At 71.4% G+C, this 13,757-nt stretch carries 14 protein-coding genes and 1 tRNA gene; 11 read left to right on the forward strand and 4 right to left on the reverse strand.

Annotated features, from left to right (window positions below; translation table 11 throughout):
* The first annotated feature begins 151 nt into the window (after positions 1 to 151).
* On the forward strand, positions 152 to 1,507 hold the full coding sequence (locus NP777_RS43590) for a hypothetical protein (RefSeq protein ID WP_256655748.1): 1,356 nt from the start codon (positions 152 to 154) through the stop codon (positions 1,505 to 1,507).
* A gap of 36 nt (positions 1,508 to 1,543) precedes the next feature.
* On the opposite strand, the gene NP777_RS43595 is transcribed toward NP777_RS43590, so the two are convergent.
* Positions 1,544 to 3,256, reverse strand: a complete 1,713-nt coding sequence (locus NP777_RS43595) for a serine/threonine-protein kinase (protein ID WP_256655749.1) — start codon at positions 3,254 to 3,256, stop codon at positions 1,544 to 1,546.
* Positions 3,257 to 3,301: 45 nt separating this feature from the next.
* Entirely contained in the window at positions 3,302 to 3,847 is a 546-nt protein-coding gene (locus NP777_RS43600; protein WP_256655750.1) for a helix-turn-helix domain-containing protein, read from the reverse strand.
* A gap of 118 nt (positions 3,848 to 3,965) precedes the next feature.
* On the opposite strand from NP777_RS43600, the gene NP777_RS43605 reads away from it, so the two are divergent.
* Both NP777_RS43605 and NP777_RS43610 read left to right on the forward strand, forming a co-directional pair.
* Positions 3,966 to 4,038, forward strand: a tRNA-Ala gene (locus tag NP777_RS43605).
* A gap of 188 nt (positions 4,039 to 4,226) precedes the next feature.
* Positions 4,227 to 5,378, forward strand: coding sequence for a response regulator (locus NP777_RS43610; RefSeq protein ID WP_256655751.1), 1,152 nt, complete (start codon positions 4,227 to 4,229; stop codon positions 5,376 to 5,378).
* Positions 5,379 to 5,565: 187 nt separating this feature from the next.
* Here the strand turns inward: NP777_RS43610 and NP777_RS43615 are convergent, their stop codons facing one another.
* A complete protein-coding gene (locus NP777_RS43615) occupies positions 5,566 to 6,288 on the reverse strand; it encodes a DUF5324 family protein (protein WP_256655752.1) in 723 nt (240 codons plus the stop codon).
* Between the two features lie 296 nt (positions 6,289 to 6,584).
* On the opposite strand from NP777_RS43615, the gene NP777_RS43620 reads away from it, so the two are divergent.
* Both NP777_RS43620 and NP777_RS43625 read left to right on the forward strand, forming a co-directional pair.
* A complete protein-coding gene (locus NP777_RS43620; protein ID WP_121825279.1) occupies positions 6,585 to 7,118 on the forward strand; it encodes a peptidylprolyl isomerase in 534 nt (177 codons plus the stop codon).
* A 111-nt stretch (positions 7,119 to 7,229) separates the two neighbouring features.
* Entirely contained in the window at positions 7,230 to 8,114 is an 885-nt protein-coding gene (locus NP777_RS43625) for a rhomboid family intramembrane serine protease (protein ID WP_256655753.1), read from the forward strand.
* A 302-nt stretch (positions 8,115 to 8,416) separates the two neighbouring features.
* On the opposite strand, the gene crgA is transcribed toward NP777_RS43625, so the two are convergent.
* Entirely contained in the window at positions 8,417 to 8,674 is a 258-nt protein-coding gene (gene crgA / locus NP777_RS43630) for a cell division protein CrgA (protein ID WP_020869949.1), read from the reverse strand.
* A gap of 145 nt (positions 8,675 to 8,819) precedes the next feature.
* On the opposite strand from crgA, the gene NP777_RS43635 reads away from it, so the two are divergent.
* The 6 genes from NP777_RS43635 to NP777_RS43660 all read left to right on the forward strand — a co-directional run bounded on the left by NP777_RS43635 (position 8,820) and on the right by NP777_RS43660 (position 13,716).
* Positions 8,820 to 9,590, forward strand: a complete 771-nt coding sequence (locus NP777_RS43635; RefSeq protein ID WP_256655754.1) for a DUF881 domain-containing protein — start codon at positions 8,820 to 8,822, stop codon at positions 9,588 to 9,590.
* 53 nt (positions 9,591 to 9,643) lie between these two features.
* The gene (locus NP777_RS43640) at positions 9,644 to 10,321 is read left to right on the forward strand and encodes a class E sortase (RefSeq protein WP_256655755.1); all 678 of its coding nucleotides are present in this window, start codon (positions 9,644 to 9,646) and stop codon (positions 10,319 to 10,321) included.
* Positions 10,322 to 10,405: 84 nt separating this feature from the next.
* Positions 10,406 to 10,582, forward strand: a complete 177-nt coding sequence (locus NP777_RS43645) for a hypothetical protein (protein ID WP_256655756.1) — start codon at positions 10,406 to 10,408, stop codon at positions 10,580 to 10,582.
* Positions 10,579 to 11,229 carry an aminodeoxychorismate/anthranilate synthase component II gene (locus NP777_RS43650; RefSeq protein WP_256655757.1) on the forward strand — a complete coding sequence of 217 codons (651 nt, stop codon included), beginning with the start codon at positions 10,579 to 10,581 and terminating at the stop codon, positions 11,227 to 11,229. Before NP777_RS43645 ends, NP777_RS43650 begins: the two co-directional genes overlap by 4 nt.
* Entirely contained in the window at positions 11,226 to 12,935 is a 1,710-nt protein-coding gene (locus tag NP777_RS43655; RefSeq protein ID WP_256655758.1) for a class E sortase, read from the forward strand. Before NP777_RS43650 ends, NP777_RS43655 begins: the two co-directional genes overlap by 4 nt.
* A 40-nt stretch (positions 12,936 to 12,975) precedes the next feature.
* Positions 12,976 to 13,716, forward strand: a complete 741-nt coding sequence (locus tag NP777_RS43660) for a class E sortase (protein ID WP_256655759.1) — start codon at positions 12,976 to 12,978, stop codon at positions 13,714 to 13,716.
* Positions 13,717 to 13,757: the final 41 nt, after the last annotated feature.

Below are 13,757 nucleotides of genomic sequence, written 5' to 3' on the forward strand. Positions count from 1 at the left end.
ATGGGATGACGGGGGGTCTTCGTGTTTCACTCTCGCAAACGAATAGCTTGCACGGGCAAAGTTGAGCGGGCCGGCCGGGCCGGCGTTGAGCGGGCCGGCCAGGCCGGCGTTGAGCGGGCCGACCGGCCGGTAAGACGAGGAGTGACGCGCGATGAAGGACCGCCGCAAGGTCAGGGCCGGTCTCGCCGCGGCGGCGGCGCTGTGCGCGGTGGCCGCGGCACCGGGCACGTCTCTCGCCGACGGCGCCGCCGGGGCCCGGGCGTACGAGACCCGCGGCACCCGGATATCCGGCTCCGACGGTGACGCGGGAGCCCCTTCCCTGACGGCCGGCCATACCTATGTCGACAGCGTCGGGCCGGGCGAGAAGCGGCACTACGGCGTGACGCTCGACACGAAGTCGGCCGCTTATGTCTCGGCGGTCGCGGCACCCCGGCCGGGCGCGGAGGTGACCTCGTATCGCGACGGCGTGAAGGTGACCCTGGAGAGCCCCGACGGGGGCATCTGTGGCACCGCCTCCCCCAAGATCGAGACGAGCGGTGTGGCCTATCCCCTGGCCGACTACGCCTCCCGCCAGATCGACTCCGGCCCGGCCTCCTGCCACCAGGCGGGGCGCTATGCGGTGACGCTGGAGCGCCAGGACGGGTCCCCGGACCCGGAGCGCTGGCCCGTGGAACTCCGGCTGATGGTGGAGCCACCGGTGAAGGGCGGGGCCACGGGGGCGGCCCCGGAGGGGAGTTCGAGCCCGCCGTCGCCCGAACCGCTGGACGGCACTCCGTTGCCGAGGCGCGGCGGGCGCGGCTTCACCGACGCGCCGACCCTGGGGACCGGGGTGTGGAAGGACGAGATCACGCCGGGGGAGACGCACTTCTACCGGGTGCCCGTGGACTGGGGGCAGCGCCTCTCCGCCGTCGCCGAACTGTCCGCCGACGGCAAGGACCAGAGCACCCGTCCGCTCGACCGCGCCCTGGCGCTGCACGCCTACAACCCGGCGCGCGGGCTCGCGAAGCGCGGCACCCCCGCCGCACAGGACGGCGAGTCGCTCCGCACCCAGGTGGCCACCGCGCCGGTGGCCTACGGAAACCGGTATGCGAACACCGGCTCCACGGTCCGCGCGATGAGCTTCAGCGGTGGGTACTTCCTGGCGGTCACCCTCAACCCGCCGCGGGTGGCACCGCATCTGAACGGTTCGGTGCCGGTCGTGCTGCGGGTACGGGTCGCGGGCGACGCGCGCGGCGGGCCCACCTACGGCAAGGACCCGGTCAAGGCGGGGTTCGGCCTCACGGCGGCCGACCGGCGGGCGGCCAAGCGGCATCCGGCCGCGGCGGACGGCGACGGGGCGGGGAGTTCCGGCTCCGGCGCCGCCGACTCGAAGGACGCGCTGCGGGTGGTGGGGTACGCGGGGATCGGCACCGGGACGGCGCTGGTGCTCGGGCTCGGGGTGTGGACGCTCACCGCCCGGCGGCGAACCTCGGCGCGGCAGCGGTACGGGCCGCCGCCCGCTTGGTAGTTGGCGGCCGTTTCGTAGTTGTGGCCCGGGGCCGTGTCAGCCCGCTGCCACCAGGGCCCAGGCGCCGATCGCGAAGCACAGCGCCGCCACGACCAGGATCGAGAGCGTCGCTTTTCGGGACGGTCCGGGGCGCCGCCGTGTCGTGGCGGGAACCTGCGGCCGCTCCGCGGTGTATGGACGAGTAGAAGGGAAAACACGCGGGGGCGGCGTGGGTGTCGGGGTCGGAGTCGGCGTGGGTGTCGGCGTTGGCGTCGGTGTCGGCGTGTGTGCCGCGTTCGGAGCGGGAGCGGGGGTGGGCGTATGCGGGTGCGGGTGCTGCACCGGCTGTACGGGGTGTGGGGGCTGCTGTGGTGCGTGGTGCGGGTGGTGTACGGGCGGCTGTGGGGCCGGTGGGATCGGGGCCGCGGTCGAGGGGGTCGGCGGGGTCAGCGGGTGGGGTATGGACGGCCGCTGGACCGGTGGGGGCGGAGTCGCGGGCTGGGCGGTCGGCGGCGGGGGTGTCGGCGTCGGTGGGCCCGCGGGCCGGGGCGGCGGGGTCTGGTGCGGTGGGGGCTGGTTCGGAGGCGTCTGGGCGTGCGGCGGTTCGGGGTGCCGGACTTCGGCGTGCGGGACGCCGGAGGACGGAGTTCCAGGAGCCCCGGGGGCCTCGGTGTGCGGGGCGCGCGGCTGGTCGTTCCGGGGGAGCGGCGGTGGGAGGGTGAAGCTGCCGGTGTCGGACATGGAAGGCCGTGGGGCGGCCGGCTGCTGGGGAGCCGCGTCGGGGCCGGGGGCCGCCTCGTCGGAGGGGCCCGAGTCGGCCGCGGACTGGTGCCGGGCCGGCACCGCGCCGTTGCCCTGGGGCGGGTCGGCCTTCGCGTGGCGGCGGCGCGGCCGGGTGGGACCGTCGGGGCCGAAGCCGGTCGGCAGCGGCCCGAGTTGGTCGAAGACCTCGATGGCATCGTCGTCCAGGTCGGCCTCGGGCAGCAGATCGACCGCCGTCGCCAGCGCCTTCCGCGCGCCCGTGGCGGTGCGGAAGCGGTTCTCGGGGTCCGGCTGCAGCAGTCCCGCGGTCACCTGCCACAGGGGTTCGGGCACCCCGGCGGGTGCGTTCGGCACGCCTTGCTCGAAGAGCTTGACGAGCGCCTCCCCGTCCGGCTTGTGCCCGGTGATCAGATAGAGCGCCACCAGCCCGACGGCGAAGAGGTCCGCGGGAAAGTCGGGGTCGTCGCCCATCATCTGCTCGGGCGCGAAGTAACCCGGCGTGCCCATCACGTAGTTGGCCTCGGTGAGGCGCGGCTCGCCCTTGGTCAGCGCGATGCCGAAGTCGGACAGCCGGACGTGCGGCCGTCCGGTCCCGGTGGATTCCAGCAGAATGTTCGCGGGTTTGATATCCCGGTGCACCACGCCCTCGGCGTGCACCGCGGCCAGCCCGGAGAGCAACTGGTCGATCAGGGTGCACACATAGCGGGGCGGCAGCGGGCCGTAGTCCCCGATCAGATGGGCGAACGAGCCGCCGCCCACCAGGTCCATGGTGAACAGCACCTTGTCGTCGTCGGCCGCCCAGCTGGCCGGTGCCAGCACATGGGGGTGATCGATCCGGAGGGCCTGTTCCCGGACGAAGCGCAGCAGCGTATGGGCGTCACGTTGCTGGAGTACCTTCGCTGCCACGTACCGTCGGCGGCGGTGGTCCCAGACGCGCCATACCGCGCCCACGCCCCCGCGCCCGATCGGGTCCACCAGCTCGTACCGGCCCGCGAAGATCTCACCCATCGCGCCGTGCCCGCCCCGTCATCGACTCGTCAGCAGTTCAGCCCGTCAGCTCTGGTACGCCTCGTAGTGGGCGACCGCCTCGGCGGTCCGCCCGGCGCCGTACACACGGAGAAACTCTGCCAGCTCGGGGTGGGTGGGGGCGAGGGAGTCGGCGGCATCGATGATGTCCCCCGCGGCCGCCACGGACCGCAGCAGCGACTGGATCTCGCGCACCACTCGCCGTACGGTCGGGGCGCCCGTGCTCGCCGTGGTCTGGGTGGAGTTGAGGACCGAGCCGCCCGCGGACTTCTTGATCTCCTCCATGCGCTCGGCGGCCTCGGCGGCGCTGACCCTGCCGTCCGCCGCCTGGCTGGACAGCTCCTGCAGCGCCTGCACCCGCTGGACCACGGCAGGATTGCCGATCTTGGCGCGCTGACCGCTCATGAGCTGCGAGAGCATGGGCGCGGACAGACCGAGGACGGCGGCGAGACGGGCTTGGTTCAGGCCGAGATCGTCGATGAGACGGCGAAAGAGCGCTCCCAGCGGCTCCCCGTACCAGCTGCGCTGAAGCTCCCGTGCACGCGCGGTGGCATCCTGCTGTGTTGCGTCCATCTCGCTCTCCCCTTCGCTTCGCTGCCGCGAATCTTGCGTGGCATCCTACGGAGAGCGCTACGCGCGAGCGATACCCGGTCGGGAATGGTGGTCGGTACCAGGTATCCTGATCGGCGAAGGGGCCTTAGCTCAGTTGGTAGAGCGCCGTCTTTGCATGGCGGATGTCAGGAGTTCGACTCTCCTAGGCTCCACCTCCCACATCAGCCAGGACAGCGGACCGATGTCCTGGCTGATGTGTTTTCGCCCCCGATATCGGTGTTGCCACTCTTGCTCATTGCCCGGCGCAACACCCGTGGGATGCTCCAGGGTGTTTTCCACAACTCGGGCAGATCGCCCGGGAGTCGTCTGATCGGTGCGTTGCGCCGTACAGGGGGACACGATGAGTGGGCTGCATCCGCTGGGCGGGAACCTGCCCGAGGAGTGCCGGGCGTTCGCTGTGGAGCTGAGGAAGCTGTTCCTGGGGCTGGGGGTCTCGGTGCGCAGATACGCGGTGCGCAGGCACCGGGATCCGAGCACCATCTCGCGGTTCCTGAACGGCACCCGCATCCCGCCGTGGGAGTTCGTCTTCGATCTGTTCACCGATCTCGCCGAGCGGCGGGGCGTCGCCCCCACCCCGGCCGCCATCGAGCTGGTGCGGGAGCTGCACCGGGCCGCGGTCCGCACCAGCCGCTCCCCCGGGCATGCCATGGAGATCCTGCAGATCCAGCTTGCCGACGCCGACCGGGACGCGCGGGTCTCCATGGCGCACCAGGACGTGCTGGGCGGGGCGCTGCTGGACCTCAAGCACCGCATCGCCGATCTCGAGGTGCGGCTGAACCAGGCCGAGGCGGCATGGGCGACAGAGCGCGCCCGGGCGGACGCGCTGGAGCGGGACATCCCGGACCGGGAGGAGCTGATCAAGGAGCGGGACCTGCTCCAGCAGGAGGTGCGGCGGCTCACCGAGGAGCTGGACGAGGTGCGGCTGCGAGGGCGGCTGGCGGAGGAGCGCTGTCTGGTCCTGGAGCGGCAGCTGGCCATGGTGGAGTCCCAGCGTCCGGCCGTGGTGCCACAGCAGGAGGAGGAGCCCATGGGACGGGAGGGGCCCGCGGCGCCCCAGCGGGCCGTGGGGCCGCGGCCGAAGATCCTCGTGGTGGACGACCAGCAGAACAATCTGCTGGCCATGGAGGCCGTGCTGGCCACGCTCGACCAGGAGCTGGTGACCGCGACCTCCGGGCAGGAGGCCCTGAAGGCGCTGCTCGACCATGACGACTTCGCGGTGATCCTGCTGGATGTGCAGATGCCCGAGATGGACGGCTACGAGACGGCGGCCCACATCAAGCGGCGCCCCCGTAACCGCGACATCCCGATCATCTTCCTCACCGCGATGGGCTCCGATCCCGAACACTCCTCGCGGGGCTATGCGGCCGGTGCGGTGGATTACATGGCCAAGCCGTTCGACCCCTGGGCACTGCGGGCCAAGGTCTCGGTCTTCACCGAGATCTTCCTGGAGCGGCGGCAGCGCCGTTCCCACGGGGAGGACCCGGTGGACTGAGCTGGGGCCGGAGTCGGAGCCGACCCCCGGGCCGGAGCGGGAGCCGGGGCCGGGCTGGGGCCGGGGAAGGCGCCGGGGCCGGGGAATAGGACGAGGGGCGGGCGATCAGGAGATCTCCCGCCCCTCGTGGAGGGCCTCGTGGAGGGCCTAGTGGAGGGCTTGCGCCGGGCGCCGTGGGCGGCGCCGTTCAGCGCTCGTCGTCCCTGCGGGCCTCGGCCTCGGCCTGCTTGGCCTGCACCTCGGGGTCGAGGGCGTTCTGATCGCTGCCGTCCACCGCCGAGAGCCGCTCGCGGTCGCCCACCTCGGTCGCCGCCGGGGGCTCGACCAGCCAGTCGGGGTTGGCCTGCTTGTCCCACCACTTCCACGCGGCGTAGACGGCCGCACCGACCAGCCCGATGAAGGCCGCCCGCTTGGCGAAGCGGGCCGTCCGGGCCCGGCGGCGGTGCTTCCGGGCGAGCTTCTCGATCTCCGCGGCCGTCACATGGGTGCGCAGCGCCGCGATGGCCGCCGCCGTGCGGACGGTCGCCTCCTCGCGTGCCGGTCCTGCGGCGGCGCGCACTCCGGCCATCGCCTGCTCCACCCGCGGTGCGGTGTAGTCGGCGGCGTGGCGTGCCGCCTTACGGGTCCGCTTGGCGGCCCGGGTGGCGGCCTTGTCCACCTTCGGCGGCAGGGTGCCGCGGGCCTGGTTGAGCCGTGGCGCGATATGGGAGTGGTACTGGGCTCCGGCCGTGCACCGGGCCTGGTGTGCCGCGGTCGAGACCTTCGGCGCCAGCCGGACGCGGGCCTCGTGCGCGTAGTGCGTCGCGGTGTCCTTGGCCGTGCCGGCATAGGGCGCCACCGCCTCCGCGGCGTGCAGGACGCTGCCCTTGGCTGTGCCGGTCGCGGCTCGCACGCTGTCAATGCGGGTCACGGGATCCTCCTCCTCGGTGGCGTGGTCAAGCTCCGGGGTTCAGAGTCGTGCGTTCTCGTTGCTCGCTCTATTTGCCCAGTTTCGTGTTTCCATCCCAAGAAAGATCATGCCTGTTTGTGGAGATCATGCCCGTTCGCAGCATGGCCGGCATGTGTGATCGGGCATCTGGGTCATACGGAGGATTCTCGGGGAAACCGCGCGGATCGGCGCGCCGGGCGTCGCCTCAGCCGCTACTCGTCCGCCTTCCGTCCGTGCGAGGATCAGGAGACGTAAGTGAAAACGATGGAAGGTTGATCGTGGCCGAGCAGCTATACGCCACCCTGAAGACGAACAACGGCGACATCGTGGTCCGGCTGCTGCCGAACCACGCGCCCAAGACGGTCAAGAACTTTGTCGAACTGGCCGAAGGCAGTCGCGAGTGGACCCACCCGGCCACTGGCAAGAAGGCCAAGGAGAAGCTCTACGACGGCACCGTCTTCCACCGGGTGATCAGTGGCTTCATGATCCAGGGCGGGGACCCGCTGGGCAACGGGACCGGTGGTCCCGGCTATGAGTTCGGCGACGAGTTCCACCCGGACCTGGCCTTCAACAAGCCGTACCTGCTCGCGATGGCCAACGCCGGCCCGGGCACCAACGGCTCGCAGTTCTTCATCACGGTCTCCCCGACCGCGTGGCTGACCGGTAAGCACACCATCTTCGGCGAGGTCGTCGACGAGGGCAGCAAGAAGGTCGTCGACGCGATCGCGGGCACCGCGACCAACCCGCGCACCGACCGTCCGCTCCAGGACGTCGTCATCGAGTCGGTCGTCGTGGAGACGCGCGAGGGCTGAACCCGTACGGGGAACTTTCATGCCCCGCTTGTCCGTGTGAACAAGTGTCCGTGTGAACAAGCGGGGCGGGGGAACGCCCGACTAGAAGTGGACAAGGGGCGAGGGGACACCATGGAGGACCAGGCGGTCTGTTGCTACCGGCACCCCCAGCGGGAGACCGGCATCAGCTGCACCCGCTGTGAGCGCCCGATCTGCCCCGAGTGCATGATCAGCGCGTCTGTGGGGTTCCAGTGCCCCGAATGTGTGAGCGGACGGGCGTCCGTCGGATCCGGGGCCTCGGCCGCCGGTCCGCCGCCGCGCGCCGCCCAGCCGCGCACCCTGGCCGGCGGCACGATGGCCTCCGACCCCCGGCTGATCACCAAGATCCTGGTGGCCATCAACATCGCGGTATGGCTCGCCGCGCTGTCCGTGGGCGACCGGCTGGTGAACGATCTCGACCTGGTCGGCCGGGCCTACGACCCCGGCACGGTGCAGATCGTCGGCGTCGCCGAGGGGCAGTGGTGGCGGCTGGTGACCTCGGTCTTCCTCCATCAGCAGCTGATGCACATCGCCTTCAACATGCTCTCGCTGTGGTGGATCGGCGGCCCGCTGGAGGCCGCGCTCGGCCGTGTCCGCTTCATCGTGCTCTACGCGCTGTCGGGGCTGGGCGGCAGTGCGCTGTCATATCTCCTGGCCGCGCAGAACCAGCCGTCGCTGGGCGCCTCCGGCGCGATCTTCGGCCTGCTCGGCGCCACCGCCGTGCTGATGCGCCGGCTGAACTACGACATGCGGCCGGTCATCGCGCTGCTGGCGCTGAATCTGCTCTTCACCTTCACCTGGTCCGGCATCGCCTGGCAGGCCCATGTCGGCGGCCTGGTCGCGGGCACGGTGGTGGCGTACGGGATGGTGCACGCGCCCCGGGAGAAGCGGGCGCTGGTGCAGCGGGGGACCTGCGTCCTGGTGCTGCTCGCGATCGTCGCGATGGTGTGGATCCGGACGGTGCAGCTCACCGGCTGAAGCCACCGGCTGAGCGGGGCGGCCGACCGATGAGCGGTCGGCCACGGCCACCTGGGACGAGCCGGACCCGGTCAGTTGTCCACAGCGCGTGGCGGATCTTACGCAACCTGTGGAGAACTTGCGCACGCCCCCCGACTGACCTGCGTTTTCGCAGGAAGGCGGGGGTGTGAACGATCGAACAGACACCCGTCACCGGTCACACCGGCGTCAACACGGCAGAGGTTATCCACAGATCTTCTGAGTTTTCCCCGGCTGTGGATAACTCTGTGGACAACCTGGGGACGAGCGTGGGGACCGCTGGGTCACTTCCACTGGGTGGAGACGACGAACCCCGCGGCGATGAAGCCGAAGCCGACCACGATGTTCCAGTTGCCCAGCGATTCGACCGGCATGTCCCCCGTGGTCACGTAGAAGATGACGATCCACGCGAGGCCGATCAGGAACATGGCCAGCATCAGCGGTGCCACCCACCGGCGGCCGCTGTTCAGACTGATGCTGGCTGCCTGCTTCGCCGGCGGCGGCGTGAAGTCGTCCTTCTTGCGGATCCGTGACTTCGGCACGAGGAACTCTCCTGTCGATGCGCTGCGTGACCGCGCGGGGATGTGTACGGACGGCGCCGGGGCGGGACAGCGACGGGGACCACGTCCCTCCCCCACACGTCCGTTAGCGTAGTCCTTCCGCGGCGTCGTAAGGAGTAAGGGTACGTTGAGCAATTCCGCTGACTCCCCCACCCCGGCGTCCCGCCGCCCCCGGTTCCGCCCCGTGCGGCTGCTGACCGGCGCGGTCTTCGCGCTGGCCGGAGTGATCTTCTGGACCAGTTTCAATACGGCCCAGGGCACCAACCTCCGCAGTGATGAATCGATGCTGCGGCTCTCCGATCTCATCCAGGAGCGCAGCCGTAAGAACGGCACCCTGGGCGACAGCACGGGCAAAATACGCTCCGAGGTCGACGCCCTCGCCCGGCGGGACAACGGCAGCACCCAGGCCGAGCGCCGCAAGCTGGCCGAGCTGGAGCAGACCGCCGGGACCAAGAAGCTCACCGGCCCCGGCCTCACCGTCACCCTCACCGACGCCCCGCCGAACGCCACCCCGCAGATCCCCGGCGTCCCGGACCCCCAGCCCAATGATCTCGTCATCCACCAGCAGGACCTCCAGGCCGTGGTGAACGCGCTGTGGCAGGGCGGCGCCGAAGGGATCAAGGTCATGGACCAGCGGCTGATCTCCACCAGCGCGGTGCGCTGCGTCGGCAACACCCTGATCCTCCAGGGCCAGGTCTACTCGCCGCCCTACAAGGTCACCGCCGTGGGTGACCGGGGCAAGCTGGGCGCCGCCCTCGCCGCCTCGCCCGCGATCCAGAACTACCGCAGCTATGTCGACGCGTACGGCCTCGGCTGGAAAGTCGACCAGCACAACACGGTGACTCTTCCCGGCTACTCCGGCACAGTGGATCTGCACCAGGCACAGCCCATCGGATAGCACCGGCGGACCGGCGCGCGGCACCGGCTCAGCGGGGCGGACAGTGGGGGCCGATGAGAACGCGGCTGATCGTCAGGACGCTCAGTGAGATCTGCGTCACCGTCGGAGCCTTGATCATCCTTTTGGTGGTCTACGTCCTGTACTGGACCTCGGTACGGGCCGACCGCGCCATGGACGGCGAGATCGACCACCTCCAGGACCGCTGGGCCACCGGTACGGTCAGCGCCGGTGCCGAGCCCTCCGCGAAGCCCCGCCGCTACCGGCCCGGCGCCTCCTTCGCGATCATGTACATCCCGCGGTTCGGCGACGGCTGGGCCAAGCCCGTCCTCGAGGGCACCGCCACCGGCACCCTGAAGAAGGGGCTCGGCCACTACTCCCGCACCGCCCGCCTCGGCGCCCTCGGCAACTTCGCCGTCGCCGGGCACCGCCGCACCTACGGCGACCCCTTCAAGGACTTCCCCGAGCTGCGCCCCGGTGACGCGGTGGTGCTGACCGACGGCACGACCTGGTTCACCTACCGCGTCGACCGGCGGCCCTACCGCACCCTGCCGACCGACACCGGGGTGATCGATCCGGTGCCGCGCGCGTCCGGCTTCCGGCGCCCCGGCCGCTATCTCACGCTGACCACCTGCGAGCCGGAGTGGGGCCACAGCCACCGGCTGATCACCTGGGCACACCTCGACGCGACCCAATCCGTAGCCCAAGGCAAGCCCAAGGCTTTGTACAGCTGACCCTCCGGCCCCACCCCTCGCCCCTTACTCTGGTGCTGCACTCCGGTGCTGCAATCGACTTCGTCATCGGTGAGTAGGGATGGCATGTACGGCTGGATCTGGCGGCATCTGCCGGGTAACGCATGGGTGCGGGCAGTGATTTCGCTCGTGCTGGTGCTGGCGATCGTCTTCGTGCTCTTCCAGTACGTCTTCCCCTGGGCGGAGCCCCTGCTGCCGTTCAACGACGTGACGGTCGACCAGGGAATGGCGGGTCCGCGATGAGCACGCGCATCCTGGTCGTCGACAACTACGACAGCTTCGTCTTCAACCTCGTCCAGTACCTCTACCAGCTCGGCGCCGAGTGCGAGGTGGTGCGGAACGACGAGGTCTCCCTCGGCCACGCCCAGGACGGCTTCGACGGAGTCCTGCTGTCCCCCGGGCCCGGCACCCCGGAGGAGGCCGGGGTCTGCGTCGACATGGTGCGGCACTGCGCGGGCACCGGCGTACCGGTGTTCGGCGTCTGCCTGGGGATGCAGTCCATGGCCGTCGCGTACGGCGGTGTCGTCGGACGGGCCCCGGAGCTGCTGCACGGCAAGACCTCGCTGGTGGCCCATGAGGGAGCCGGCGTCTTCAGCGGGCTGCCCACCCCCTTCACCGCCACCCGCTATCACTCGCTGGCCGTGGAACGGGGGACGGTGCCCCCCGAGCTGGAGATCACGGCCTGGACGGAGACCGGCATCGCCATGGGTCTGCGCCACCGTGAACTGCGGGTCGAGGGCGTCCAGTTCCACCCCGAGTCGGTCCTCACCGAATGGGGCCACCGGATGCTCGCCAACTGGCTGGTGGAGTGCGGGGACACGGATGCCGTGGGGCGGTCCGCGGGGCTCGCCCCGGTGGTCGGGGCGGTCGGCGGTAAGGCCGGCGAGTGACCGGACCGCGCCCCGAGCGCGAGGGCGCCGCCCAGGGCACCCGGGAGCCCGCCCCGTACGCGCCGTACGGGTCTCATGAGCGGCCCGCCGCCCCCGGTGCGCACGGCGCCCATGGGGACCCGGACGCGTTCCCGGCGACTGCGGAGGGCCTGCGGGACCCGCTGACCGACCCACTGCCGGACTCCGCCCCGGCCGGGCCCACCGGACGTGCCGTGGGCACCGCGTCGCTCTCGGTGCCGCCGCCCACCGGCCGCAGACGGCGCGCCCGCCCGGCCGCCGCGGGGCCGGAGGAGGCCGCCGAGGCGGCCGGATCGCCCACGGGGCGTCGCCGCGCTCGCACGGTCCCGTCGGGGGCGGAGACCGCTGAGGCCGCCGGGCCGCCCACCGGGCGCAGACGCGCCCGTACGGCCCCGGCGGGGCCGGAGGAGGCCGCTGAGGCGGCCGGGCCGCCCACCGGGCGCCGCCGCGCCCGTGCGGCCCCCACAGGGCCCTCAGAGCCCGCATACGCCGCTCAGTCGCCCGCTCGCCCCCCGGGGCCGTTCCCGCGCTCGGGCGAGGGCGAGACGTCCCCCCGGTCCGCCGAGACGTCCCCCCGGTCCGCCGAGACGTCCCCCCGGTCCGCCGAGGCCTCCGCACGCGCCCCGGAGGCCGCCGAGACGGCCGTCCTGCCCCCGGTGAGGCCCCGGGGCGACGCCGAGACGGCCGTCCTGCCCCCGGTGAGGCCCCAGGGCGACGACGAGACGGTCGCCCTGCGCGCCGTGGAGGCCCCGGCCGCCGACCGGACCATGCTGCTGCGCAAGGTCGAGGCCGACCGGGACGGCGATCCCGAGCCCGCGCCCGGCGGCCGGGCCGCCCGCCGTAAGGCCGCCCAGGGGGCCGGGAAGCGCGCCGGAAAGCATGGCTCCCGCGCCGCCCGGAGTGGCACGGCGGAAGCGGGCGCCACCCGGGCGGCGGAGGGCGCGGGGAGCGCCGGGGACGCCCGGCCCCGCACCCGTATGGAGGCCAAGCGCGCCGCGCGGGCGCGCAAGGACAGCCCCGGCGTGGTGGCGAGCCGGGTGGTCGGCGAGCTGTTCATCACGCTCGGCGTGGTGATGCTGCTCTTCGTCACCTATCAGCTGTGGTGGACGAACATCCTTGCCCATCAGCAGGCCAGCGGCGCCGCGAACAACCTGCAGAAGAAGTGGGACGAGAGCGGCGACGAGCGGGACCCGGGCACCTTCTCCCCCGGACAGGGGTTCGCGATCATCTACATCCCCAAGCTGGATGTGAAGGCCCCGATCGCGGAGGGCATCGACAAGCACAAGGTCCTCGACCGCGGCATGGTCGGCCACTACGGCAAGAGCCCGCTGAAGACCGCCATGCCGTGGGACAAGAAGGGCAACTTCGCGCTCGCCGGGCACCGAAACACCCATGGCGAGCCGTTCCGCTACATCAACCGCCTCAAGCCCGGCGACGAGATCGTCGTCGAGACGCAGAGCCGGTACTACACCTACGCGATGAGCAGCATCCTGCCGCAGACGTCGCCGTCCAACACGGGCGTCATCAAGCCGGTGCCGCCCGGCTCCGGCTTCACCGGACCCGGGCGGTACATCACGCTGACCACCTGCACCCCGGAGTTCACCAGCACCTACCGGATGATCGTGTGGGGCAAGATGGTCGAGGAGCGGCCGCGTAGTGAGGGAAAGCCGGACGCGCTGGTCGAATGAGCGGGAACAGCCGGGTAACCAGAAAAAGGGGTACGACGCGGTGGCACGGACCGACCACGACGAGCGGCAGGACCGGCACCCCGGCCCGCCCGCAACGCCCAGCCGCCGTCCCGGCCGTGGACGGGTGGCCGCGGCCATCGCCGTCTTCGGCGAGCTGCTGATCACCGCGGGGATCATCCTCGCCCTGTTCGTCGTCTACTCACTGTGGTGGACCAACGTCCTGGCCGACCGTGAGGCGAAGAAGCAGGGCGACCGGGTGCGCAAGCACTGGGCGCAGCAGGGGCCGGGCGAGCTGGACACCAAGAGCGGCATCGGCTTCCTGCACGTGCCGTCCATGCACAACGGCGAGGTGCTGGTCAAGAAGGGCACCAGCACCGAGACCCTCAACGACGGCGTGGCCGGGTACTACACCAAGCCGGTCAAGTCCGCGATGCCGTGGGCCAAGAAGGGCAACTTCAGCCTGGCCGCGCACCGGGACGGGCACGGCGCGAAGTTCCACAACATCGACAAGGTCCACGAGGGCGACCCGGTGGTCTTCGAGACCCGCGACACCTGGTACGTCTACAAGGTCTACGCGACGCTGCCGGAGACCTCGAAGTACAACGTGGACGTGCTGGAAGCGGTCCCGAAGGAGTCGGGCCGGAAGCGGCCGGGCCGCTACATCACGCTCTCGACCTGCACCCCCGTCTACACCTCCCGCCACCGCTACATCGTGTGGGGCGAGCTGGAGCGCACCGAGAAGGTCGACGCGGACCGCACGCCCCCCGAGGAACTGCGCTGACCCGAGGAACTGCGCCGGCCCCCGGCGGGCCCTGAGCACGG

The sequence above is a fragment of the Streptomyces rugosispiralis genome, assembly GCF_024505145.1.
Taxonomy (GTDB): domain Bacteria; phylum Actinomycetota; class Actinomycetes; order Streptomycetales; family Streptomycetaceae; genus Streptomyces; species Streptomyces rugosispiralis.

Coding starts and splice junctions, on each gene's coding strand:
- NP777_RS43625 (WP_256655753.1), top strand. CDS start 7,230: ATGGAGGACCAGGCGGTCTGTTGCTACCGGCACCCCCAGCGGGAGACC.
- NP777_RS43645 (WP_256655756.1), top strand. CDS start 10,406: ATGTACGGCTGGATCTGGCGGCATCTGCCGGGTAACGCATGGGTGCGG.
- NP777_RS43595 (WP_256655749.1), bottom strand. CDS start 3,256: ATGGGTGAGATCTTCGCGGGCCGGTACGAGCTGGTGGACCCGATCGGG.
- NP777_RS43600 (WP_256655750.1), bottom strand. CDS start 3,847: ATGGACGCAACACAGCAGGATGCCACCGCGCGTGCACGGGAGCTTCAG.
- NP777_RS43610 (WP_256655751.1), top strand. CDS start 4,227: ATGAGTGGGCTGCATCCGCTGGGCGGGAACCTGCCCGAGGAGTGCCGG.
- NP777_RS43640 (WP_256655755.1), top strand. CDS start 9,644: ATGAGAACGCGGCTGATCGTCAGGACGCTCAGTGAGATCTGCGTCACC.
- NP777_RS43590 (WP_256655748.1), top strand. CDS start 152: ATGAAGGACCGCCGCAAGGTCAGGGCCGGTCTCGCCGCGGCGGCGGCG.
- NP777_RS43650 (WP_256655757.1), top strand. CDS start 10,579: ATGAGCACGCGCATCCTGGTCGTCGACAACTACGACAGCTTCGTCTTC.